The sequence below is a fragment of the Bradyrhizobium sp. JR4.3 genome, assembly GCF_040547695.1.
In the GTDB taxonomy this organism is placed as follows: Bacteria; Pseudomonadota; Alphaproteobacteria; order Rhizobiales; family Xanthobacteraceae; genus Bradyrhizobium; species Bradyrhizobium canariense.
This window is the reverse complement of the sequence record NZ_JBEPQF010000010.1, coordinates 81,652-103,622: the sequence shown is the minus strand read 5'-3', so window position 1 is coordinate 103,622 and position 21,971 is coordinate 81,652. Positions and strand designations below refer to the sequence as shown.

General features: G+C 64.2%; 20 protein-coding genes. 6 read left to right on the top strand and 14 right to left on the bottom strand.

The window, feature by feature from the left end:
• Nucleotides 1-3 precede the first annotated feature (3 nt).
• On the top strand, nucleotides 4-912 hold the full coding sequence (gene rbsK / locus ABIB91_RS18120) for a ribokinase (protein ID WP_354163100.1): 909 nt from the start codon (nucleotides 4-6) through the stop codon (nucleotides 910-912).
• Nucleotides 913-1,072: 160 nt separating this feature from the next.
• On the opposite strand, the gene ABIB91_RS18115 is transcribed toward rbsK, so the two are convergent.
• Nucleotides 1,073-2,293: an NAD(P)/FAD-dependent oxidoreductase gene (locus ABIB91_RS18115; RefSeq protein ID WP_354163103.1), complete on the bottom strand. Its 1,221-nt coding sequence runs from the start codon at nucleotides 2,291-2,293 to the stop codon at nucleotides 1,073-1,075.
• A gap of 225 nt (nucleotides 2,294-2,518) precedes the next feature.
• Between ABIB91_RS18115 and ABIB91_RS18110 the strand changes: the two genes are divergently transcribed.
• Nucleotides 2,519-3,313: an enoyl-CoA hydratase/isomerase family protein gene (locus ABIB91_RS18110; protein WP_354163106.1), complete on the top strand. Its 795-nt coding sequence runs from the start codon at nucleotides 2,519-2,521 to the stop codon at nucleotides 3,311-3,313.
• A gap of 17 nt (nucleotides 3,314-3,330) precedes the next feature.
• Here ABIB91_RS18110 and ABIB91_RS18105 read toward each other — a convergent pair whose 3' ends face one another.
• From ABIB91_RS18105 to ABIB91_RS18090, 4 genes are all read right to left on the bottom strand, one after another.
• On the bottom strand, nucleotides 3,331-4,671 hold the full coding sequence (locus tag ABIB91_RS18105; protein ID WP_219682719.1) for a TRAP transporter large permease: 1,341 nt from the start codon (nucleotides 4,669-4,671) through the stop codon (nucleotides 3,331-3,333).
• Entirely contained in the window at nucleotides 4,668-5,249 is a 582-nt protein-coding gene (locus tag ABIB91_RS18100) for a TRAP transporter small permease (protein WP_007593915.1), read from the bottom strand. Before ABIB91_RS18100 ends, ABIB91_RS18105 begins: the two co-directional genes overlap by 4 nt.
• Nucleotides 5,250-5,416: 167 nt before the next feature.
• Nucleotides 5,417-6,412: a TRAP transporter substrate-binding protein gene (locus tag ABIB91_RS18095; protein WP_354163111.1), complete on the bottom strand. Its 996-nt coding sequence runs from the start codon at nucleotides 6,410-6,412 to the stop codon at nucleotides 5,417-5,419.
• Nucleotides 6,413-6,473: 61 nt separating this feature from the next.
• Entirely contained in the window at nucleotides 6,474-8,192 is a 1,719-nt protein-coding gene (locus tag ABIB91_RS18090; RefSeq protein ID WP_007593919.1) for an IlvD/Edd family dehydratase, read from the bottom strand.
• A gap of 175 nt (nucleotides 8,193-8,367) precedes the next feature.
• On the opposite strand from ABIB91_RS18090, the gene ABIB91_RS18085 reads away from it, so the two are divergent.
• The gene (locus ABIB91_RS18085) at nucleotides 8,368-9,051 is read left to right on the top strand and encodes a GntR family transcriptional regulator (protein ID WP_354127743.1); all 684 of its coding nucleotides are present in this window, start codon (nucleotides 8,368-8,370) and stop codon (nucleotides 9,049-9,051) included.
• Between the two features lie 40 nt (nucleotides 9,052-9,091).
• Here the strand turns inward: ABIB91_RS18085 and ABIB91_RS18080 are convergent, their stop codons facing one another.
• Both ABIB91_RS18080 and ABIB91_RS18075 read right to left on the bottom strand, forming a co-directional pair.
• Nucleotides 9,092-9,505, bottom strand: coding sequence for a hypothetical protein (locus ABIB91_RS18080; protein ID WP_354163116.1), 414 nt, complete (start codon nucleotides 9,503-9,505; stop codon nucleotides 9,092-9,094).
• The gene (locus ABIB91_RS18075; protein WP_157158573.1) at nucleotides 9,502-9,807 is read right to left on the bottom strand and encodes a hypothetical protein; all 306 of its coding nucleotides are present in this window, start codon (nucleotides 9,805-9,807) and stop codon (nucleotides 9,502-9,504) included. The genes ABIB91_RS18080 and ABIB91_RS18075 overlap by 4 nt, the downstream gene beginning before the upstream one ends.
• Here ABIB91_RS18075 and ABIB91_RS18070 point away from each other — a divergent pair.
• Nucleotides 9,806-11,077 carry an MFS transporter gene (locus tag ABIB91_RS18070; RefSeq protein ID WP_354163119.1) on the top strand — a complete coding sequence of 424 codons (1,272 nt, stop codon included), beginning with the start codon at nucleotides 9,806-9,808 and terminating at the stop codon, nucleotides 11,075-11,077. The two genes, ABIB91_RS18075 and ABIB91_RS18070, sit on opposite strands and share 2 nt — an antisense overlap.
• Nucleotides 11,078-11,115: 38 nt before the next feature.
• Here the strand turns inward: ABIB91_RS18070 and ABIB91_RS18065 are convergent, their stop codons facing one another.
• Nucleotides 11,116-11,940 carry an NAD-dependent epimerase/dehydratase family protein gene (locus tag ABIB91_RS18065; RefSeq protein ID WP_354163122.1) on the bottom strand — a complete coding sequence of 275 codons (825 nt, stop codon included), beginning with the start codon at nucleotides 11,938-11,940 and terminating at the stop codon, nucleotides 11,116-11,118.
• A gap of 89 nt (nucleotides 11,941-12,029) precedes the next feature.
• Here ABIB91_RS18065 and ABIB91_RS18060 point away from each other — a divergent pair, with 89 nt between their 5' ends.
• A complete protein-coding gene (locus ABIB91_RS18060; RefSeq protein ID WP_354163125.1) occupies nucleotides 12,030-13,007 on the top strand; it encodes an SMP-30/gluconolactonase/LRE family protein in 978 nt (325 codons plus the stop codon).
• A 154-nt stretch (nucleotides 13,008-13,161) separates the two neighbouring features.
• Here ABIB91_RS18060 and ABIB91_RS18055 read toward each other — a convergent pair whose 3' ends face one another.
• Together ABIB91_RS18055 and ABIB91_RS18050 are read right to left on the bottom strand one after the other, a co-directional pair.
• Nucleotides 13,162-14,592 carry an aldehyde dehydrogenase family protein gene (locus tag ABIB91_RS18055; protein WP_354127748.1) on the bottom strand — a complete coding sequence of 477 codons (1,431 nt, stop codon included), beginning with the start codon at nucleotides 14,590-14,592 and terminating at the stop codon, nucleotides 13,162-13,164.
• A 207-nt stretch (nucleotides 14,593-14,799) separates the two neighbouring features.
• Entirely contained in the window at nucleotides 14,800-17,163 is a 2,364-nt protein-coding gene (locus tag ABIB91_RS18050) for a thiamine pyrophosphate-binding protein (protein ID WP_354163128.1), read from the bottom strand.
• 133 nt (nucleotides 17,164-17,296) lie between these two features.
• Between ABIB91_RS18050 and ABIB91_RS18045 the strand changes: the two genes are divergently transcribed.
• On the top strand, nucleotides 17,297-17,758 hold the full coding sequence (locus ABIB91_RS18045; protein WP_007593935.1) for an Lrp/AsnC family transcriptional regulator: 462 nt from the start codon (nucleotides 17,297-17,299) through the stop codon (nucleotides 17,756-17,758).
• A 4-nt stretch (nucleotides 17,759-17,762) separates the two neighbouring features.
• On the opposite strand, the gene ABIB91_RS18040 is transcribed toward ABIB91_RS18045, so the two are convergent.
• The 4 genes from ABIB91_RS18040 to ABIB91_RS18025 form a co-directional block, all read right to left on the bottom strand.
• Nucleotides 17,763-18,842, bottom strand: a complete 1,080-nt coding sequence (locus ABIB91_RS18040; protein WP_354163131.1) for a zinc-binding dehydrogenase — start codon at nucleotides 18,840-18,842, stop codon at nucleotides 17,763-17,765.
• A 59-nt stretch (nucleotides 18,843-18,901) separates the two neighbouring features.
• Nucleotides 18,902-19,843: a DMT family transporter gene (locus ABIB91_RS18035; protein ID WP_354163344.1), complete on the bottom strand. Its 942-nt coding sequence runs from the start codon at nucleotides 19,841-19,843 to the stop codon at nucleotides 18,902-18,904.
• A gap of 186 nt (nucleotides 19,844-20,029) precedes the next feature.
• Complete coding sequence (locus ABIB91_RS18030) at nucleotides 20,030-20,869, bottom strand: aldo/keto reductase (protein WP_354163134.1); 840 nt, start codon at nucleotides 20,867-20,869, stop codon at nucleotides 20,030-20,032.
• A gap of 45 nt (nucleotides 20,870-20,914) precedes the next feature.
• Nucleotides 20,915-21,817 (bottom strand): SMP-30/gluconolactonase/LRE family protein, encoded by a 903-nt coding sequence (locus ABIB91_RS18025; RefSeq protein ID WP_354163347.1) that lies wholly within the window; start codon nucleotides 21,815-21,817, stop codon nucleotides 20,915-20,917.
• Nucleotides 21,818-21,971 lie beyond the last annotated feature (154 nt).

Genomic DNA, 21,971 nt, shown 5'->3' with positions numbered 1-21,971 from the left:
CTTATGGGGCGCGTCTTCGTCGCCGGCAGCATCAACATGGATGTGGTGGCGACAGCCGATCGCCATCCGAAGGTCGGCGAGACCGTCGCCGGCAAGCAGGTGCTGTATTTTCCGGGTGGCAAGGGCGCCAACCAGGCGGTCGCGGCATCGCGGCTTGGCGCGCGGACCACGTTGATCGGGCGGCTCGGCAAGGATTCATTCGGCGGTGAGCTGAGGACGTTCCTGGGTGCGCAAGGCATCGATCTCGATTTTGTCGATGAGACCACCGAGGCGCACACCGGCACCGCCATCATCACGGTGGCGGAGGCCGACAACACCATCGTCGTCATTCCCGGCAGCAATGCGCTCGTCAGTGTCGATGACGTCGCGGCCGTCCCGCTGGCGAAGGGCGATGTCGCGGTCAGCCAATTCGAGATCCCGCTGCCGACGATCGCCGCGTTCTTCCGGCGGGCTCGCGACGCCGGCGCTACGACGCTGCTCAATCCAGCTCCGGCACAAACCATGTCGAGCGAATTGCTCGCGCTCATCGACATTCTCGTGCTGAACGAGACCGAGCTCGGCCTCCTCGCCGGCGTGGAGTTGTTCGACAGTGACGAGGCCGCGCGGATCCTCGACGTCGCGCGAAAACTTCAGGCGCGGGAGGATCAGACCATCTGCGTGACCCTCGGCAAGCGCGGCGTGCTGGCGCTCGCGGGACGCGAGGAGATTTCGGTGCAAGGCCGCGTGGTGAAGGCGATCGACACCACAGGCGCAGGCGATTGTTTTGTGGGAGCGCTCGCGGCGCAACTCGCCGACGGCGTCGACTTGCGCGCGGCACTCGCCTTCGCCAATGCCGCCGCCTCGATCTCCGTGCAGCGCATGGGCGCCGGGCCGTCGATGCCGACGGCCGCGGAAGTCGGCGCGGTGATGTAGGCCGCGCGCTTTCTTCACCTCGCCCCGCTTGCGGGGAGAGGTCGGATTGCAAAGCAATCCGGGTGAGGGGGAGTCTCCGCGAGTCCAACTGTCGCCGTCCCCGTGGAGAGTCCCCCTCACCCCGACCCTCTCCCCGCAAGCGGGGCGAGGGAGAAGAGACTCACCCCAGCGCGCCCTTCAGGTCAAAGCTTTCATCGGCGGCCTGCTCCGGGGTGATCGAGCGATCCAGGCCGAACAGGCGGCGGCCGAACATGTGGTCGCCGGCGCGGTTGATGGATTCGATGCCGAGCAGGCTATCGCCCTTGTAGCAGAACGCCGAGAACGCCTTCCTGGCGGGATCGCCGCGCAGCACGACGCGGTCGTAGCCGGTGGTGAGGCCCGCGATCTGGAGCTTGTCCTCGCCCTGGTCGCTCCAGAACCAGGGATGGCTGTCATAGGCCTTCCGGTCGCCAGTCAGCCGCGCCGCGAGGCAGCGCGCGTGATCAGTGGCATTCTGCACCGATTCCAGCCGCTGCGATCCGCCGAAGCGCGGGCTCTTGAACAGCGCGCAATCGCCGATCGCCGAGATATCGGGATCGGCCGTCGCGAGATATTCGTCGACAATGATACCGGCCGCGACCGGCAGCCCCGCCTCCGCCGCAAGCTCGATGTTCGGCAGCACGCCGACGCCGACCACAACGAGATCCGCCGGCAAATGCCTTCCGTCACTCAAGGAGACGCCGGTGACCTTGCCGTCCTCCGCCTCGATGGACGTTGCCTGCACGCCGAGGTGAATGCGGATGCCGGCCTCGCGATGCCGCGCCTGAAAATACTCCGAGACCTCCGCCGTCACCGCGCGCGCCATTACGCGCGGGGCGAGTTCGAGCACGTCGACCTCTAGCCCCTTGATCCGCGCGGTGGCCGCGAATTCGAGGCCGATAAAGCCCGCGCCGATCACCACGATCCGCGTCTTCGACGGCATGATCTGCCGCAGCGCCTCGCTGTCGTCGAGGATGCGCAGATATTTCACGTCCGGAAGGTTGGCATTGGGCAGATCGAGCAGCCGGTTGCGGGCGCCGGTCGCCAGCACGAGGTGGCCGTAGGGCAGCGTTTCGCCCGAGGCGAGCAGCACCTTGCGCCCCGCGCGGTCGATCGACACGGCGCGGCCCGCGACCAGCTCGATGGTCTGGTCCTGGTAGAATTTCTCCGGCCGGAACGTCAGGCTCTCCGGCCCGGCCACGCCCTTGATATAGGCCTTGGACAGCGGCGGCCGCTGATAGGGCAGATGCGCCTCGTCGTTGATCAGGCAGATCGCAGCGGAAAAGCCCGCCTGGCGCAGGGATGCCGCGACCTGGTAGCCGCCATGGCCGGCACCGACAATGATCACCGGGCCATCGGTCATTGGACAGCCCATTTCCGCAAGACACGAGCGTCACCCATGTCGTCTCCTCTCTCGCTGATTTTGGCTTGCTTGCCCAGGAGGAGCCGGCGCTCGTGTCCGTCCCTGACGAAGGCAGGCCCATTTGAACCTATCGTTCCGGCTTGCGCAAGGGCGGCTGGCGGGGATTGTCACCCCTCGCCTTCTGCGATTTAGTCGCACGAACGACCTCATGCCGGGGATTTTCCAATGAGCGCTCCCGTCTCCCAGCCCGACGATCCCGCCCTGCTGCGGATCGATGGCCCGATCGCGACCATCACGCTGAACCGCCCCGCCGCGTTCAACTCGATCAACTTCCCAATCGCACAAAAACTCGAACAGCTTGCGGCTTACATCGAGGGCGAGGATGGCATCAAGGTTTTGGTGATTGAGGGCGAAGGCCGCGCCTTCTCGGCCGGCGGCGATCTGCAGACGATCGGAGCAGCCGCCGAAGCGGGCACGGTGACACCGGTCGTCGGCGAGCTCCTGAAGCACTATCACGCCTTCATCGAGATCATCCGGCGCATGCCGAAGATCTCGCTGTCCAGCGTGCACGGCTCGGCGGCCGGCGCCGGCATGGGCCTCGCCTTCGTCACCGATCTCTGCATCGCCGCGGAGGATGCCAAATTCACGCCGGCTTATGCCAAGATCGGGGTGTCGCCGGATGGCGGATCTACGGTCGGCATCGTCAACACGGTCGGCTCCCGCCGCGCGCTGCAGATTTTCCTGGCTGAGGATAATTTTACCGCGCAGCAGGCCCATGAATGGGGCCTGGTTGCGAAGGTCGTTCCCGCCGCCGAGCTGAAGGCGGCAACGCGAACTCTCGCCGAGCGGCTGGCGCAGAACCCGATCGCCGCGATTGCCGGCACCAAATCGCTGGTCTACCAGGCCGCCACGACGCCGGTGAAGCAGCAGCTCGACGCCGAGGAGCACAAAATCATCATGGCAATGAACACGGAGGAGTTTCGAACCGCTGTGAAGAAATTCACCAGCAAGAGCAAGTAGCGTTCACTCAAGCAGGCTTACTTGGGACAGATGTATCCAGTCCCCGCCGGCGACTTGAAGCAGCCGACCGACTCGGGGAGCACCTGCCGCGGCAGCCACAGCACCACGCTCGGGAAATAGATCGCAAACGCGATCGTCCCGAGGAACACCAGATAGATCGGCAACGCGGCGCGTAGCGCCTTTGCGAAACTGACGCCGACGAATTTCGAGGCCATCAGCAGCACCAGGCCATAAGGCGGCGTGATCAGGCCGAAGGCGAGCGTGGCGATCAGCACCACGCCCATATGCACGGCGTTGATGTCGCCGGCTTCCGTCAGCGTGTTGACCAGCGGCATGAAGATGATGATGGTCGGCACCGGCTCGATGAAATCGCCGACGATCGTGAACAGCAGCACCATCAGCAGCATGATCAAATGCGGATCGTTGCCGGCGATCGAGGTGATGACTTCGGCGATGTAGCTTGCACCGCGCAAATAGGCGAGCATCCAGCCGAACGCATTGGCGGCGCCGATCGTGATCAGCGGCAGCGAGAAGATCAGGCCAGCAAGGCAGAAATCGTACGGAATCTTCCTGATATGGCCGCGGTTGAGCGCGGGGATCACGACCGCGACAATCCAGACCACCGCAACGACGCCGGCTTCCGTCGGCGTGAACCAGCCGGTCAGAATGCCTCCTAACAGGATCACTGGGATCATCAGCGGTAGCGCCGCATCGCCGGCCGCGAACACCACCTGCCGCAGCGGCGCGCGCGGCTTGCGCAGGCCGGACGGGCCGAAGAAATAGCAATAGATCATCAACCCGAAGCCGATCATCAGGCCCGGCACGACGCCTGCCATGAACAGGCCGGCGATCGAGACGTTGCCGACGGCGCCATAGACCACGGCCGTGATGCTCGGCGGCACCAGCGCGGCGATGGTCGAGGCCGACGCGATGATCGCGGCGATGAAGGCGGGCTCATAGCCCTCGCGTTTCATCGGGCCCCCCAGCGCGCGGCTCATCACGGCGACGTCAGCGGTGGTCGAGCCCGACATTTCCGAGAAGAACATGCTGAAGACGACCACGACCTGGGACAGTCCGCCCCTGATATGCCCGACCAGTGACACAGAGAGGTTGGCTATCCGGACCACCACATTGGCCGAGCTCATGAGCTCGCCGACCAGCAGGAAGAAGGGGATCGCCAGTAGTGCCTCGGAATCGACGCCGTCGAAGATCTTCTGGATGATCGCGGCGAGCGAGACGTCCGACAGCAGCGCGCCGATGAAGACGCCGGCCATCAGCGAGAACGGCACGGGCACGCCGAGATAGCCGAAGGACAGGAAGCAGACCGTCATCAACGCCAGAACAATGGGTGCGCTCACGGCTGCGCCCTCATCTGCGCGTCGGTGATGACAGGCGCCCCGTCATCCTCTTCGGGCGGCTCGGGGTGGTCAAAGCCGTTGCGCACGCCGTTGACGAGCTGCTCGATGGTGAACAGGCCGATCAGCACGCCCGACAGCGGAATGATCGCGTAGAGCGAGGCGATCGGCGTGCCCGACGGCAGGCGAAAACTGCCGAAGCCGCGAAGATAGTTCTGATAGCCGTACACGATCAGGCAGAAGGCGACGCCAAGCACCACGATCCGGATGATGATCTCGACGATCAGACGCGGCGTGCCGTGCATCGCCTCGGAGATCGCGGTGAGATAGAGGTGGTCGTTGCGCCGCGTCGCAGCCGCTGTGCCGACGAAGATGGCGTAGATGAACAATGTCGAGGTCACTTCCTGGAGCCAGAGCCAGGGATGGCCGATGGTGCGGGTGACGATGTCGGCGGTCACCGACAGCGAGAAGCCGAAGCAGAGCACGCCGCAGAGGATCATCAGCGCGAGCTCGAGCCAGTCGAGCCCGCGCCATTTGAGGTGGCGTTGGCGTTGCACCAGCAGTTTTTCGGCGATGGGCATTGTTGCTCCCGGCTGCGGGTTTTCTGAACCTCTCCCGCTTGCGGGAGAGGTCGGCGCGAAGCGCCGGGTGAGGGCTCTCTCCTCATCGGGAGTCTCTCCGCGGAGACACCTCTCCCCTACCCTCTCCCGCAGGCGGGAGAGGGAGCGCACCGTCTTTCGGCATCACGTCAATTGATCGAGCGGATCAAATCCTTGATCTTCTCGGCGTGCGGGCCGAGCTCCTTGGCGAGCTTGTCGAGATAGGGATCGGCGACCGCCGTGAAGCTCTTCTTGTCGACGTTGTCGACGATCTTCACGCCCATCTTCTTGAGCTTCTCCGCCGCGGTGCGTTCGAGGTCGAAGGCCTTCTGCGGCTCCTTGGAGCTGACCTCGTTCCCCGCCGCCTGCACCCAGCCCTTCTGCTCCGCCGACAGGCTCTGCCAGAGCTTGTCGGAGATGAACACCAGCGCGTTGTTGGCCTCGTGCTCGGTGATGTTCAGGACCGGCGCGACCTCGTAGTGCTTGTTAACGAGGTAGACGTTGATGCTGTTCTCGGCGACGTCGACGACGCCGGTCTGCAAGCTCGTGTAGACGCTCCCGAACGGCATGTGCACGGTTTGGGCGCCGTAGGCCGGGAACATGGTGTCCTCGGTCGCAGTTGCCTGTACCCGAATCTTCAGGCCCTTGATGTCACCGACGTTATGGATCTCCTTCTTGGAGTACATGTGGCGCACGCCCTGCGAACCGGTCGCGATCACATGCAGGCCCTGCGTGGTCTCGTCGATCATGGTCTTGAGCGCTGCGAACACTTTTGGATCGGCCAGACCCTTGACCACGTGGTTCTCGTCGCGGAAGAGGAAGTGCAACGACATCACGCCCGCTTGCGGCGAGATCGTCGCGGTGTTCGCCGAGGAGATGATCGCAAATTCGACGTCGCCCGCTTTCACGAGCTGGAGCACCTGCGGCTCCTGCCCGAGCTGCGCGCCCGGATACTGGTCGATGATCATGGTGCCTTTGCTCAATTCCTTGAGCTTTTCGGCAAAGAGGTCGCCCGCGATGGAGTAGCCGGTATTGCGCGGCTGGTCGTAGGCAAAGCGATAATGCTTCACCTCCTGTGCCGACGCGCTCGTTACGAAGAGAACAGCGGCCGTTGCCGCCAGCCCAAGCATGGATCGTGCAATCATCGTTTCCCCCTGTTTTATCGCTCGCCGCTTTAGCGGTCTAAGCGTTCGTTCGGGTGGTTGGTCACCCCTTATCCGTCTTCTTCCCAGTTCTCTGCATAAAATCGAAATCGCAGCCCTCGTCGGCCTGCATGATGGTCTCGTTGAACAGCCAGGCATAGCCGCGCCGCGCCTCGTCGGGAGCGGCTGCCGGCTTCAATAAGGCATGGCGCCGTTCCAGCTCGGCCGCATCGACCAGCAGCTCGATGCTGCGCTTGGCGACGTCGAGCCGGATCATGTCGCCGTTCTTCACCAGCGCCAGCGGCCCGCCGACGGCGGATTCCGGCGTGATGTGCAGCACGATGGTGCCGAACGCGGTGCCGCTCATGCGCGCATCGGAAATGCGCACCATGTCCTTGGTACCGCCACGCGCGAGCTTCTTCGGGATCGGCAGATAGCCCGCCTCGGGCATGCCGGGCGCGCCCTTGGGCCCGGCATTGCGCAGCACCAGCACATCATCGGCGGTGACGTCGAGATCGGGATCGTCAACCCGCAGCGTCATATCCTCGACGGATTCGAACACCACGGCACGTCCGGTGTGCTGCAACAGTTTTGGGCTTGCAGCTGACTGCTTGATCACCGCGCCGCGCGGGGCGAGGTTACCGTGCAGGACGGCGAGGCCGCCTTCCTTCTTGATCGGATTGTCGCGCGCGCGGATCACGTCCTGGCCGGGTACGTGTTCCGCGTTGGCGGCGACATCGCGCAGGCTCTCGCCCGTGATGGTCTTCGCGTCGAGATCGACGAGGTCACCAAGCTGCGCCAGCAGTTTCGGCACGCCGCCGGCGTGATGGAAATGCTCCATGTAATGCTCGCCGGACGGCTTGAGATCGATCAGCACCGGCACCTCGCGGCCGATCTGGTCGAACACGCCGAGGTCGAGCCGGTGCGGCGAGCGATGTGCCATCGCGGTCAAATGAATCAGGCCGTTGGTCGAGCCGCCGATCGCCTGGAGCACGACTTGGGCATTCCTAAAAGATGCAGGCGTCAGCACCTCGCTCGGCTTCGGACCCTTGGTCTTGGCCATCTCGGCGGCCACCCTGCCGCTCGCCTCGGCAAGCCGAAAGCGCTCCGCATGCGGCGCGGGGATCGTCGCGCTCATCGGCAGCGACAGACCCATGGCCTCGATCATGCAGGCCATGGTGGAGGCCGTGCCCATCACCATGCAGGTGCCAACCGACGGCGCGAGACGGCCGTTGACCGCCTCGATCTCAATGTCATCCATTTCGCCGGCGCGATACTTGCCCCAGAGACGGCGGCAATCGGTGCAAGCGCCCAGCACCTCGCCCTTGTGATGACCAACCACCATGGGGCCAACGGGAATGACCACCGTCGGCAGATCGGCGCTGATTGCGGCCATCACCTGCGCCGGCAGTGTCTTGTCGCAGCCGCCGATGACGATCACCGAATCCATCGGCTGGGCGCGGATCATCTCCTCGGTGTCCATCGCCATCAGATTGCGCAGATACATCGAGGTCGGATGCGCAAAGCTCTCGGCGATCGAGATAGTCGGGAACACGAACGGCATCGCGCCCGACAGCATCACGCCGCGCTTGGCGGCCTCGATGATCTGCGGGACGTTGCCGTGGCAGGGATTGTAGTCGCTATAGGTGTTGGTGATGCCGACGATCGGGCGCTCCAGCGCGTCGTCGGAATAGCCCATGGCCTTGATGAACGCCTTGCGCAGGAACAGCGAGAAGCCGGCATCGCCATAGCTTGTCAGCCCTTTGCGCAACCCACTCGTCATCATACCGCTCCCATTACCGGGTCATTGTCGTACAGCCTGCCCCTTGATTGTCAATAAGACAGACGTCAAACCTGCTATTTTGGCCGTCGACGCCCCGGTGATGACCAGATTATTGACAATCCAAGCCTTCCCTGCTCCACAGGACGGACCGGCCGAGCGCCGGGAGGCCGAGGGCATGTCCGACACTCACACCGCAGATGCCACGATGGTCCGGCGCGACGATCCGGACGACATCGTCGCGCGGCTCGAGGAGGACATCATCTTCGGCCGCCTCGCGCCCGGCGCGCGCCTGACCGAGGACGCGCTGATGTCGGCTTACGGCACCTCGCGGCACTTCGTGCGCCAGGCGCTGGTGGATGCCGAGCGCCGCGGCATCGTCCGCCGTGAGAAGAATGTCGGCGCCACCGTGCGGTTCTATTCGGCCGAAGAGGTCCGGCAGATCTACGAGGTCCGGGAGATGCTGACCCGGCAGGCGGCGCTGATGATCCCCCTGCCCGCACAGCAAGGCCTGATCGACGAGCTCTCCGCATTGCAGCGGCAATATTGCGCGCGAGCGGATTTGCAGGACCTGCGCGGCATCCATGAAGCCAATGACGCCTTCCACCTCGCGCTGTTCTCGGCCTGCGGAAATCCGTATCTGGTGCGCTCGCTGCAGGACTACATGAACCTGACGCTGCCGATGCGCGCCAAGAATCTCGCCGACCGAGACGGCCTGGCGCAATCACGGCGCCAGCACGAGCTGATGATCGAGCTGTTGAAAGGCCGCGACAGCTGGGCGCTGGCCCAGCTCTGCGTCGATCATATGCAGTTCAGCAAGAAGGATTATCTGGCGCGGATTGCGGGTGAGGCCGAGCGCTAGCGCGTGCGCCCGTTAGGCCATGGCAAGCCAAGTCGCAGGTTCAGTACCGTCTTAGCAGGCCGCGCTCCACGCTGGTATCACCATAGTCGGCGCAGGCCGCTTTCGGGTCGTTGATCAACTGCGCTCGGATGCGCCTGAACGTTTTGGCGGCCGCGTCGGACACCTCGATGCGGAATTTACCGGCATCGTAGTTTTCGCCGTCGCGGGCCTTGATGGCTGCCGCGTAGGCGTCGATCATCGCCATCGCGGCATCCGTGCTGCCGAGAAGTCGGGCGCCGAGCTGAACACTGCCGGCACCATTGACCTCGTAGCCGACGCATCGTTGTTCGAGCACCGCGGACGCGGTGACGAGCTGGTCGAGAAAAATCGCCTCGGCGTCGCTGAGCATCGCGGCTTGCGCCGGGCCCGACATGATCAGCGCGAGCAGTACGACCGCTGGCAATTTGATTTTCATTGTTCTGACTCTCGCCGCCGCAATCGAACCGTGATCGCGGCACCGGCTGCCGAAATGCGATCGCGCAGATCGAGAACCAAATGCCGAAGGCAAGGTTGACCTGGATCAATGGGCAGGGCGGCCAAGCCAAAGCTCGGCCCCCGCATGCGCTCGTCCTCAATGAACCGGGGCACCGCGTCGTGATGGACATCAAAACCTTTTGTCAACCCATCGAAATAGCGCGCCGTCGGAAATAGATAGGACCGGCGTCCAGCCGCGAATCGCACGTTCTTCCCCGTATTCCCTCCCGAATGAAATGCCATGACCGAACAAACCCTGACCGAGCCGATCGTCGAGCCGCAGGAGCGATCCCGCGGCTTTACGCGCTACCAGACGATCCTCGTTGCGCTGCTGGCGCTGGTCCAGTTCACGATCATCATCGATTTCATGATCATGTCGCCGCTCGGCGCCATCATGATGCCGGCGCTCGATATTTCGGCCGCTCAGTTCGGCGTGGCGGTCTCGGCCTATGCGTTCAGCGCGGGAATTTCCGGCATCCTGGCGGCCGGCTTCGCCGACCGGTTCGACCGCAAACGGCTGCTGTTGTTCTTCTACGCCGGCTTCACCCTCGGCACGGCGCTGTGCGCGATCGCGCCCAACTATCATCTGTTGCTGCTGGGGCGGATCGTGACCGGCCTGTTCGGCGGCGTGATCGGCTCGGTCGTGCTCGCCATCGTCACCGATCTGTTCACGCTGCAATTGCGCGGCCGCGTCATGGGTTTCGTGCAAACCGCCTTCGCTGCAAGCCAGGTGCTGGGCATCCCAGCCGGCCTTTTCCTCGCCAACCAGTGGAACTGGCACGTCGCGTTCGGCGCGCTGGTCGGCCTGTCGGTGATCGGGATGATCGCCGTGATGCTCCTGATGAAGCCGGTGAACGGCCATCTCGGGCTGAAGCAGGATCGAAACCCGTTCCGGCATCTGATCGCAACGGTCTCTCAGCCGCGTTATTGGATGGCGTTCTCGGTGACGACCCTGCTGGCGACCGGCGGCTACATGCTGATGCCGTTCGGCAGCGCCTACACCGTGCACAATCTCGGCATCGACATCGTGCATCTGCCGACGATCTATCTCGTCTCCGGGCTGTTCAGCATTGTCATCGGCCCGCTGGTGGGACGCGCGAGCGATGCCTTCGGCAAATACCCGACCTTCGTCTTCGGCAGCGCGATGTCCATCGTCATGGTGCTGATCTACACCCATCTCGGCGAGGTGAGCCTGACGGTCGCGATCCTGGTCAACGTCCTGATGTTCGTCGGCATCTTCTCCCGCATGATCCCATCGCAGGCGCTGATTTCCGCAATCCCCGAGCCGGCGCAACGCGGCTCCTTCAGCGCGGTCGGCGCGTCGCTGCAGCAGCTCTCCGGCGGGCTCGGCTCCGTGCTCGCCGCCGCGCTGATCGCGCAGGATCCCGACGGTACGCTCCGGCACTTCGACCGGCTGGGATACGTCGTCGTGACGACGGCGGTGATTTCCCTGATCCTGATGTACTTTGTGCAGCGGCCCATCGCGGCCCAGGCCGGCAAACGCGTTGTCTAGGGCGTCGTTTCCGACGCCCTGGATTTGCGAATGCGCTCCTACCGCTTATTCCAATCGATGACGCGGCTTGTGTCGCCGTCGAACTCGTTGCTGCAGAACGCGCCGCCCTGATAGTGATCGCCGATCGGATCGGGCTTCAGCTTGGCCTGCTCTGCCATCGCATGCGCCACGTGGTCCTCGGAGCGCCCCGTCGGACGGTAGCCGAACTCGTAGGCGCGGTGGTTGTCCCACCAGGCACGCTCGTTCAGGGACACGCCGTAGAAGATCTCGAAATGAATGTCGGGATGCTCGAGCCCGATCTGGCAGAGCTGCACCAGATCTTCCGGCTTCAGCCAGATCGAGATCCGGCGAAGGTCCAGCGGCACGTCGCCGAAATTGCCAATGCGAAGGCAAGTCACCTTCAGGCCATGCTTGTCGGCATAGAGCGCGCCGACCGCTTCGCCGAACACCTTGCTGACGCCATAGCGGCCGTCGGGGCGCGGGGTCACATCGGTGCCGATCTTGTGGTGGCGCGGATAGAATCCGACGGCATGGTTCGAGGAGGCGAACACCACGCGCTTGACGCCCTTGCGATACGCTGCCTCGAACAGATTGTAGCCGCCGATGATGTTGGCCTGGAGGATGTCGTTCCAGGGACCTTCGACCGAATAGCCGCCGAAATGGATGATGCCGTCGACGCCCTCGCAGATCGCCTCGCACTGCGCCAGGTCAGAGAGATCCGCCGCCTTGAATTCCTCGTTCGCGCCGAGGTCCTTCGGCGGGCGGATATCAGAGAGCAGCAGGTCCGGATAGATCGGCGGCAGCAGTTTCCGCAGGCGCGTTCCGATCCCGCCCGAAGCTCCCGTCATCAAGATACGCGGCATGTCTTTCCTCGCCTTTGGCAACCAATTTGCGGTCACATGTCTCTAATGATAGCAGGATTGTCCAGAGGGAACGAAACGAGAGAACCGACATGAATGAGGCATCGTCCTATCCCCAGGAGCGGCCAGGCTGGCGGCCGGCGAGCTACTATCCCGATCCGGCGATAAAGGCACTCGATCCCCGCTTCGAAAAATACTGGCTAAAACTCTCGGCGGTGGAGCGGCTGACGACCGGCCTGCGCTGGGCCGAGGGTCCGGTGTGGTTCGGCGATGGTCGCTATCTCCTGTGCAGCGACATTCCGAACCAGCGCATCGTCAAATGGGAGGAGGAGACCGGCGCGGTCTCGGTGTTCCGCAAGCCCTCCAATTTCGCCAACGGCAACACCAGGGATCGCCAGGGTCGGCTCGTCACCTGCGAGCATGGTGGGCGCCGCGTGACCCGCACCGAATATGACGGCAGCATCACCGTGCTGATGGACTCGTTCGGCGGCAATAAACTCAACTCGCCGAACGACGTCGTGGTGAAGTCCGACGGCGCGGTCTGGTTCACCGATCCAACCTTCGGCCTGCTAGGCAATTACGAGGGCTACAAGGCCGAGCCGGACATTGATCCGAATGTCTACCGGCTCGATCCCACAACCGGTAATGCGACCATCGTCGCCGAAGGCGTGCTGGGTCCGAACGGGCTGTGCTTCTCGCCGGACGAGAAAATTCTTTATGTTGTGGAATCGCGCGGCGTGCCGAACCGCAAAATCCTCGCCTATGACGTCTCGGCGGACGGCACCACGATCTCCAACAAGCGCGTCCACATCGACGCAGGTCCTGGCACGCCGGACGGCATGCGCTGCGACATCGACGGCAATCTCTGGTGCGGCTGGGGCATGGGCGATCCCGAGCTCGACGGCGTCGTGGTGTTCGCCCCCGACGGCGTCATGATCGGCCGCATCGCACTGCCCGAACGTTGCGCCAACCTCTGCTTCGGCGGCGTCAGGCGCAACCGCCTGTTCATGGCGGCAAGCCAGTCGATCTACGCGTTGTATGTGAACACGCAAGGAGCGGTCGGGGGATAGTTTCGCCGCCGTCGTTGCGAGCCCGTAGCCCGGATGGAGCGAAGCGCAATCCGGGACAGTCCCCGCATTCCGCTTCGCTCCATGCGGGCTACGAAAAAATAAAAACGCCGGAGCGGTGGCCGCTCCGGCGTTTTGTTGGTTCAGGCGATAAAGCCTACGCCGCGTTGAAGCCCGCAACTGCCTTCACTTCTAGGAAGTCCTCGAGGCCGTACTTGCCCCACTCGCGGCCGTTGCCGGACTGCTTGTAGCCGCCGAACGGTGCGCTGCGATCGTTGGGCACGCCCTGCAGATTGACGTTGCCGGCGCGGATCTGCCGGCCGACGCGCTTGGCGTCCTCGACGGAAGCACCCGTGACGTAGCCGGCAAGCCCATAGGGCGTGTCGTTGGCGATGTGCACGGCCTCGGCTTCGTCCTTGGCGCCGATGATGGTGAGCACCGGTCCGAAGATCTCTTCACGCGCAATCGTCATGTCAGGGGTGACATCGGCGAAAATGGTCGGACGGACATAGAAGCCCTTGTTGACGCCTTCGGGCAGGCCGGGGCCGCCGGCGACGAGCGTTGCGCCCTCATCGATGCCCTTCTTGATCAGGCCCTGGATCTTGTCCCACTGGCCGCGGTTGACCACCGGACCAATGGTGGTGCCTTCGGCGCGCGGATCGCCCGCCTTGGTCTTGTCGGCGACCGCCTTCGCGATCGCGGCGACTTCCTTCATCTTCGAGGCCGGCACGATCATGCGCGAGGGCGCGTTGCAGGACTGGCCGGAGTTGTTGAACATGTGCATCACGCCGCCGGTCACCGCCTTCGTGAGGTCGGCGCCTTCGAGAATGACGTTCGGCGACTTGCCGCCGAGTTCCTGGCTGACGCGCTTCACGGTCGGTGCGGCGCGCTTGGCCACGTCGATGCCGGCGCGGGTCGAGCCGGTGAAGGAGATCATGTCGATGTCGGGGTGCTCGCTCATGGCGGCGCCGACCTCGGGGCCGAGACCGTTGACGAGGTTGAAAACGCCCTTCGGCACGCCGGCTTCATGGAGGATTTGCGCGAAGATCAGCGCCGAGGTCGGGGTGAACTCCGAAGGCTTCAGGATCATGGTGCAGCCGGCGGCGAGCGCGGGCGCGACCTTGCAGGCGATCTGGTTGAGCGGCCAGTTCCAGGGCGTGATCATGCCGACCACGCCGACCGGCTCGCGCAGCACCATGGCGGTGCCGACCGGTTCCTCGAAATGATAGTTCTTGAGCACGTCGAGCGTGGTCATGAGGTGACCAAGGCCGGCGCCGGCCTGGAGCTTTTCGGCCATCGGCAGCGGCGCGCCCATCTCGTCGGAGACGGCAGCGCCGATCTCCTTGAGGCGGCCCTTGTAGATCTCGATGACTTTCGAGAGCAGCGCGACGCGCTCGTCACGGCTGGTTTGCGAGAACGTCACGAACGCGCGCTTGGCGGCGGCAACGGCTTTATCAACGTCGGCCTTGGAGCCCAGCGCAACCTCGTACATCGCCTCTTCCGTCGCCGGATTGACCACGGCGGTGGACTTCTTGACGGCGGGATCGACCCAGGCGCCGTCGATGTAGAACTGCATGCGATTGACCATAGTGAACCTCTTCTTGGGGGCTTGGAGGGGGCGTTTCGGCAGGCATCCTTGCACGAAAGCGCCGGCAATTGAACCCGCCATATGCGGGGCCAGCATTGCGGCGGACGGAGGTTATATGAGCCGATGGCGGAGGGGTGGCAAGGTCTCGCCTCACTCACGATGTCATCCCGGCCTAGTGCCCATTGCGCGCTAGGCCGGGATGACGAACTACACAGCCATCTTCCGATGCAGCACCGGCGCGCCGGTGGTGAGGCTTTCGGCCGCATCGATGATGGCGTTGGCGTCGATGCCGTAGTGGCGGTAGAGATCGGCGATGGTGCCGGTCTGGCCGAACTGCTCGACGCCGAGTGCCTCGACGCGATGGCCGCGGACGCTGCCGAGCCAGCCGAGCGCCGCCGGATGTCCGTCGATCACGGTCACGATGCCGCAGTCGCGCGGCAGCGGCGCGAGCAGTTTTTCGATGTGGCTGAGATGCTGCACGCCGCGCCGATCACGGCGCAATTTCCGTGCGGCGGTCCACCCCGCATGCAGACGATCTGCGGACATGATCGCGAGCAGGCCGATGTCGCGCCGGCTCTCGCCGATGAAGCCGGTCGCTTCGATCGCTTCCGGCGCAACTGCGCCGGTATAGGCGATGACGGCTTCGGCATTGGGGCCCGGCTTGCGCAGCCAATAGGCGCCGTCGGTGATGCCCTGCGCGAGCTCCGGCGTCATGATCCGCTGCGCCTGCTCGATCGAGCGCGTCGAGAGCCGCAAATAGACCGAGCCGCCCTCGCCCGGATCGCGCTGCATATGGTTGAAACCCCACCCCATGATCACGGCGAGCTCGTCGACGAAGGCAGGCTCGAACGAGGCGAGGCCGTCCTGCGCCATGCCGATCAAGGGCGTCGCGATCGACTGGTGCGCGCCGCCTTCGGGCGCCAGCGTGATGCCCGACGGCGTTGCCGCCACCATGAAGCGTGCATCCTGGTAGCAGGCATAGTTCAGCGCATCGAGACCGCGCTCGATGAAGGGATCGTAGAGCGTGCCGACCGGCAGCAGCCGCTCGCCGTTGATCTGGTGCGACAGGCCGAGCGCCGAGAGCATGATGAACAGGTTCATCTCGGCGATGCCGAGCTCGAGATGCTGGCCCTTGGGCGAGAAGTCCCAGTTGAAGGTGGATGGAATTTTCTCGCTGCGGAATAAGTCCGCCTTCTCGCCGCGCGCAAACAGGCCGCGCCGGTTCACCCACGGACCGAGATTGGTCGAGACGGTAACGTCAGGCGACGTCGTCACGATGCGCCTGGCAAGCTCGCTGTCGCCGCGCGCGATCTCGTTCAGCACCAGCCCAAAACCCTGCTGGGTCGACATCTGCGGCGCCGGCTTGAAGGCGAGCTGCGACGGCACCTCGATAACAGGCGCGGTGAGCCGGCGGCCGTCCTGGTTGAACGGCACGCGCGCAAGGAAGGCGTCGAACTCGGCGGAACTTTGCGCGAGGCCCTCGTATCTGTCCCACTCGTGTCCGGGCCGGATGTTCTGGCTGTCGCGATATTTCTCCATCTGCGCGACCGTCATCAGGCCGGCGTGATTGTCCTTGTGGCCCTGGAACGGCAGGCCGACGCCCTTGATGGTGTAGGCGATGAAGCAGACCGGGCGATCGTGGTCGATGGATTCGAAGGCGTCCAGCATGCTCGCCATGTCATGGCCGCCGAGGTTCGACATCAGCGCCAGCAGCTCGTCGTCGCCGCGCCTGTCGATCAGTTTGGTGATGGGGCCCTGATCGCCGATCTCATCGTGAAGATGTTTGCGGAACGCCGCGCCGCCCTGAAAACACAAGGCGGCGTAGAGCGCGTTCGGGCAATTGTCGATCCAGCGCTTCAACGCCTCGCCGCCAGCTTCGGCAAAGGCCTCGCGCATCAGGCGGCCGTATTTCACGATCACCACGTCCCAGCCGAAATTGCGGAATACGGTCTCGAACTTTTCCCAGAGGCCTTCGCGGACGACGGCGTCCAGCGACTGCCTGTTGTAGTCGACCACCCACCAGGTGTTGCGCAGGCCGTGCTTCCAGCCTTCCGCCAGCGCCTCGAAGATGTTGCCCTCGTCCATCTCGGCGTCGCCGACCAGCGCAATCATCCGCCCTTCGCGGCGATCCTTCATCCAGCCATGTGCCTTGACGTAGTCCTGCACCAGCGAGGCGAACAGCGTCTGCGCGACGCCGAGGCCGACCGAGCCCGTGGAGAAATCGACGTCGTCGACGTCCTTGGTGCGCGAGGGATAGGACTGCGCGCCCTTGAAGCCGCGGAAATTCTCCAGCTTCTCGCGGCTCTGCCGGCCGAACAGATACTGGATGGCGTGGAACACCGGGCTCGCATGCGGCTTCACCGCGACGCGATCCTCGGGCTTCAGCACGTGGAAATACAGCGCCGACATGATGGTTGCGAGCGAGGCCGACGAGGCCTGATGTCCCCCAACCTTGAGGCCGTCCGCGTTCGCGCGGACGTGGTTGGCGTGATGGATGGTCCATGACGACAGCCACAGCGCCTTGCGGGCGAGCGCGGTCAATGTGTCGAGGCGGGCGATATCAACGGGCATGGCAATGCTCCCGGAAAACAGGTGCCGATGATACCCCTGCCGGAAGCGCCAAACTTCTCAATTTTTCGCGCAGTACCAGCCCATATTGGGATATCTTACCAATCGGATCGGTAAAAACGACAGGTTCATCCCAATGCCCGCCCTCGACGCCATCGACCGAAAAATCCTCAGCTACCTCCAGAACGACAGCCGGCTGACCATGCAGGAGCTGGCCGATAAGGTCGGGCTGTCGGTGTCGCCCTGCCATCGCCGGGTCAAACTGCTCGAGGAACGCGGCGTCATCTCGCGCTACATCGCGACCGTCGACCAGAAGGCGCTGGGGCTGCATGTCAGCGTCTTCATCTCGATCAAGCTGGCGCGGCAGAAGGAGGAGGACCTCAACCGCTTCGCGCGCGCGATCTCGAAATGGGACGAGGTGCTGGAATGCTACCTGATGACCGGCAACCGCGACTATCTTTTGCGCGTCGTCGCAGCCGACCTCGCCTCCTACGAGACCTTCCTCAAGACCAAGCTGACCCGGCTCGACGGCATCGCCTCGATCGAGTCGAGCTTCGCGCTCAGCCAGGTGAAATATTCGATCGCGCTACCGGTGTGAGGCATCATCGCCACGGCTGCACGATGATCTTGGTGTGCGCTTCAGGATTGGCGAGATCGGCGAAAGCCTTTGCGACGCCATCGATGCCGATCTCGGCCGTCACCATCGCAGCCGCATCCACCTTCCCTTCCGCGATCAGGCGCAGCGAAGCTGCGAATTCGTCCGGCGTGTAGCCGAGCACGTACTGAACGTTGAGCTCCTTCATGATGCCGAGCATGGGCTCGCTCCTGTCGGTCTCCATGCAGACGCCGACCACGACGATCCTGGCATCGCGCGGCGCGCCTTCGAACACCTGCTGCAACAGACCAGGCACGCCGACGCATTCGAAGATGATCGCGGGCTTCAGCGCGGGCAGCATCGCCTGGAACGGCGGGCGCGCCGCCTTTTCCGCGTCCGACATTTGCGCATGCTCGGCCCAGATCGCATAGGGCTGCGACACCCTTGGATCCACGACGATATCGGCGCCGAGTTTTGCCGCAAGCGCGCGCCGCGCCGGCGAATAGTCGGCCGCGACGATCGGATGCAGGCCCTTGAGCTTCAGCGCCGCAATCACCGCGAGCCCGACCGGGCCGCAGCCGATCACGAGCGGCACTTCGCCGCCTCGGATATTGGCCTTGGCGACGGCGTGAACGCCGACCGCGAGCGGTTCGGTGAGCGCGGCATGCTCCGGCGCGAGACCGTTGGGTACCTCGAGCAGCAGCGCTTCGCTCAGTAGCATCGCCTCGGCATAGCCGCCAATATTTTCGTTGGAATAGCCGATGCCCTCGATGCCCTGCGGCGTCACGAGGGCCGGCAGCGAGCACACGCGCGTGCCCGGCTTGAGCTTGCGCACAGTGCCCGGGCCGAAATCGACGATCTCGCAGCAGAACTCATGGCCGAACACGACGTCGCGGGCGAGGTCCATCGGCTTGCGGCCGGTCTTCCGCGCCATCTCCACCATGCGGTGGGCGTGCTGGCGCGCATGCAGGTCGGAGCCGCAGATGCCGCATGCGAGCGTCTTGACCAGCACCTGGCCGGGGCCGGGCTTTGGCTCCGCCATCCGGTCGACGACAATCTCACCGTTCCTGAAAATCGCAGCGCGCATTCGGCTCCTCCCGGCTTGTTGGAGCCATTGATAGCACGAAGCGGACGCGTGAACTTGCGTCAGGGGTTCGGGGAACGCTCTTCCATGATCAGGAGCTGGGCGCGACGGATGCGCTCCCGATGGGCGATGTAGAGGCCGCTGGCGACGATGAAGGCTGCACCGGTGACGGTCCAGACATCAGGCACTTCGCCGAACAGGAAGAAGCCCAAAATGCTGACCCAGAGCAACTGTGTGTAGGAGAACGGCGCCAGCACCGAGGCATCGCCGTAGCGATAGGCCAGGACGATGATCCATTGGCCGACGGTGGAGGCGACGCCGATCACGATGCCAAGCCCGATCGCGGTCCAGGTCGGCGTGACCCAGACGAACGGTACCATCAGGGAGAGGATCGCAACGCCCGTCAGCGCCGAATAGGCCATGGTGATGAGGACGGCTTCGCGCCCGCTCATCATGCGCGTCAGGATCAGCGCCGCAGCCCAGCAGAACGCCGAGACGATCGGGAAGAACGCGGCGGCGTGAAACGCGCTGGAGCCCGGGCGCAGGATGATCATCACGCCCGTCAAGCCGATCGCGGTGGCGATCCAGCGGCGCATGCCCACCTTCTCGCTCAGGAACACGATCGAGAGCGCGGTGACGAACAGTGGCGAGACGAACCCGGTCGCGGACGCTTCCGCGATCGGCAGGAAGCTCAGGCCGGTGATGAAGAACAGCGAAGAGCCGAGCAATGCCGCGCCGCGCATCAGCTGCAGGCCGAGGCGCTCGGTGCGCATGGCATGAAGCGGCGAGCCCGGCAGCATTACCGGCGTGAACATCAGCGCGAACGTTACGAAGCGGATCCAGGTGATCTCGATCGACGGCAGGCTCGACGACAAATATTTCGCGGTGACATCGGAGCAGCCGAGAAAGATCGTCGACAGCAGCACCAGCGCGATGCCCTTGAGGGGATGATCGACGCGCGCCGGCGCGCGGCGCGCCTGCGGCTTCTTTTCCGGCATGGGCATGGGAATACTGTCGAGCCTTGCGGCTGCGGCGGGCGGCGGGGTCACGGCTGGAACCTAGGAGATGCGAATCGGGAATGATCGTAAAAAACGATAATTGCGCCGCTTTCACAACTTCCGAAAACAGGATGCCGATATGCGCTCACGTCCGCGCGCGTCAAGACTCCATTAATAATAGGCGTTTGTGCACTACAGCATGGGCAGGCCGCGCGGCTTCGGACCGCGCGGAAACGCCGCATCGAGCGCCGCGATCTCGTCTTTCGTCAGCACGAGATCGCCGGCCGCGGCATTTTCGCCGGCGTGTTCCGCGGACGACGCCTTCGGGATGGCGAACACCGTAGTCGCACGGGTGAGGAAGCTCAGCGCGACCTGGCGCGGCGTTGCGCGACGCGCCTCCGCGATGCGCGCCAGCACTGCACCGCCCTTGCTGTTGCTCGCAGGGAAATCGTCGTGGCCGAACGGCGAATAGGCGACCACGGCGACACCATGCTGTTCGCACCACGGGATCACCGCGTGCTCGATCGCGCGTTCCCTCAGATGATAGAGCACCTGATTGCAGGCGATGCGGCCTTCGCCGGCAGCGTCGAGCATCTCGTCGAGATCATCGGCATCGAAATTGGAGACACCCCAGGATTTGATCTTGCCGGCCTTCACCAGTTCCTCGAACGCGGCCACAGTGTCCTCCAGCGGATACGAGCCGCGCCAATGCAGCAGATAGCAGTCGAGCCGATCCGTCTTCAGCCGCTTCAGCGAGCGCTCACAGGCGGTGATGGTTCCGCGGCGCGAGGCGTTGCTCGGCAGCACCTTTGACACGAGGAACACCTCGTCGCGTCGCCCCGCGATCGCATCGGCAATGACGAGCTCGGCGTCGCCATACATCTCGGCAGTGTCGATGTGGGTCATGCCGAGATCGAGCCCGCGCTGAAGCGCCGCGATCGCGCGCTTGCGATCGCCGTGGTCGAGATACCAGGTGCCCTGCCCGATGACAGAGACGCTGGCGCCGGTTTTGCCGAAGGGGTTCGTGTTCATATTTGCTCCGATACCACTCGTTCGCTCAGGCAACCGCCATCGAGCTCAAGAGTTCAATCCGCCGATGTCAGCGACCAGTACGCTACCGGTCGCAGATTCCGTGATGTAGAGCTGATCTTTGTTCGCGCCACCAATCGCGACATTGGTGCAGTTCGGCCCGGCACACGACTTCACCCGCGCGATCAATTCGCCGTTGGGCGCGAACACGAAGACATGGCCGAGCGATGCGTGGCCGACGAACAGACGGCCCTTGGCATCCATGGTCAAGCCATCGGGGCCGCTGGTACCGAACAGCGAACAGAAGCGGCCGACCTTCGACACGCTGCCGTCCTTCATGAAAGGCAACCGCCACACCGCGTTGTCGCGCGTCATCGCGACGAACAGCACGGTCTCGGTTGGATCGAGCACCAGACCGTTCGGACTGATGCCGGTGTCGATCAGGCAATCCAGGCGGCCGCCTGGCGTCAGGCGATAGACACGGCCGCTGGGGTCATGCAGGCCGGTCTGCCCCTGGTCGGTGAAATAGATATCGCCGTTGGACGCGAGATGCAGGTCGTTGCAGCCGCGGAAGGATTCCGAATTGCGCGAGGTCAGCACCGGCGCCACGCGCCCCGCGTTGGCGTCGAACTCCATGATGCCGTGCCTGTAGTCGGCGACCAGGATGCGGCCGTCGGCCGCGATTTTCAGCCCGTTCGGCCAGCCTTCATATTCAATCGCCAACGACCACTCGCCGTCGGGCGCAATGCGGAAGATCCGGCCGAGCGGAATGTCGACGATGTAGAGATTGCCATCCCTGTCGAACGACGGCCCTTCGATGAAGGAGTCCGTCGGCACGCCCGGCCGGTTGGCATCGGCCCAATCCGTCCGCTCGCCTTTGCGGCGGAATTTGTCTGGCATGGCGGAAAAGAGCCTGGTCTCGATCAGGCGCGGCGGCGTTTCCAGGTACATCATTGTTGTTGTTGTCGTTGTTGATGGGGGAGAGCGCGGCAACATAGGGCACAATGGGGCGTGCGTCGATTGGGCTGAGGCGTAGCGCCCCGCCCTCGCTGTCATTCCCCGCGAAGGCGGGGAATCCAGTACGCCGTGGCCTTACCGCTTGATC

What these genes read in the sequence shown, in the direction of transcription:
- ABIB91_RS18100 (WP_007593915.1), bottom strand. Translation starts at nt 5,249, where the DNA reads ATGCCCATCGCCGAAAAACTGCTGGTGCAACGCCAACGCCACCTCAAA.
- ABIB91_RS18035 (WP_354163344.1), bottom strand. Translation starts at nt 19,843, where the DNA reads ATGCCCATGCCGGAAAAGAAGCCGCAGGCGCGCCGCGCGCCGGCGCGC.
- ABIB91_RS18040 (WP_354163131.1), bottom strand. Translation starts at nt 18,842, where the DNA reads ATGCGCGCTGCGATTTTCAGGAACGGTGAGATTGTCGTCGACCGGATG.
- ABIB91_RS18075 (WP_157158573.1), bottom strand. Translation starts at nt 9,807, where the DNA reads ATGGCATTTCATTCGGGAGGGAATACGGGGAAGAACGTGCGATTCGCG.
- ABIB91_RS18060 (WP_354163125.1), top strand. Translation starts at nt 12,030, where the DNA reads ATGAATGAGGCATCGTCCTATCCCCAGGAGCGGCCAGGCTGGCGGCCG.
- ABIB91_RS18030 (WP_354163134.1), bottom strand. Translation starts at nt 20,869, where the DNA reads ATGAACACGAACCCCTTCGGCAAAACCGGCGCCAGCGTCTCTGTCATC.
- ABIB91_RS18065 (WP_354163122.1), bottom strand. Translation starts at nt 11,940, where the DNA reads ATGCCGCGTATCTTGATGACGGGAGCTTCGGGCGGGATCGGAACGCGC.
- ABIB91_RS18085 (WP_354127743.1), top strand. Translation starts at nt 8,368, where the DNA reads ATGTCCGACACTCACACCGCAGATGCCACGATGGTCCGGCGCGACGAT.
- ABIB91_RS18025 (WP_354163347.1), bottom strand. Translation starts at nt 21,817, where the DNA reads ATGTACCTGGAAACGCCGCCGCGCCTGATCGAGACCAGGCTCTTTTCC.
- ABIB91_RS18050 (WP_354163128.1), bottom strand. Translation starts at nt 17,163, where the DNA reads ATGCCCGTTGATATCGCCCGCCTCGACACATTGACCGCGCTCGCCCGC.
- ABIB91_RS18095 (WP_354163111.1), bottom strand. Translation starts at nt 6,412, where the DNA reads ATGATTGCACGATCCATGCTTGGGCTGGCGGCAACGGCCGCTGTTCTC.
- ABIB91_RS18080 (WP_354163116.1), bottom strand. Translation starts at nt 9,505, where the DNA reads ATGAAAATCAAATTGCCAGCGGTCGTACTGCTCGCGCTGATCATGTCG.
- ABIB91_RS18045 (WP_007593935.1), top strand. Translation starts at nt 17,297, where the DNA reads ATGCCCGCCCTCGACGCCATCGACCGAAAAATCCTCAGCTACCTCCAG.
- ABIB91_RS18070 (WP_354163119.1), top strand. Translation starts at nt 9,806, where the DNA reads ATGACCGAACAAACCCTGACCGAGCCGATCGTCGAGCCGCAGGAGCGA.
- ABIB91_RS18055 (WP_354127748.1), bottom strand. Translation starts at nt 14,592, where the DNA reads ATGGTCAATCGCATGCAGTTCTACATCGACGGCGCCTGGGTCGATCCC.
- ABIB91_RS18110 (WP_354163106.1), top strand. Translation starts at nt 2,519, where the DNA reads ATGAGCGCTCCCGTCTCCCAGCCCGACGATCCCGCCCTGCTGCGGATC.
- ABIB91_RS18090 (WP_007593919.1), bottom strand. Translation starts at nt 8,192, where the DNA reads ATGACGAGTGGGTTGCGCAAAGGGCTGACAAGCTATGGCGATGCCGGC.
- ABIB91_RS18115 (WP_354163103.1), bottom strand. Translation starts at nt 2,293, where the DNA reads ATGACCGATGGCCCGGTGATCATTGTCGGTGCCGGCCATGGCGGCTAC.
- rbsK (WP_354163100.1), top strand. Translation starts at nt 4, where the DNA reads ATGGGGCGCGTCTTCGTCGCCGGCAGCATCAACATGGATGTGGTGGCG.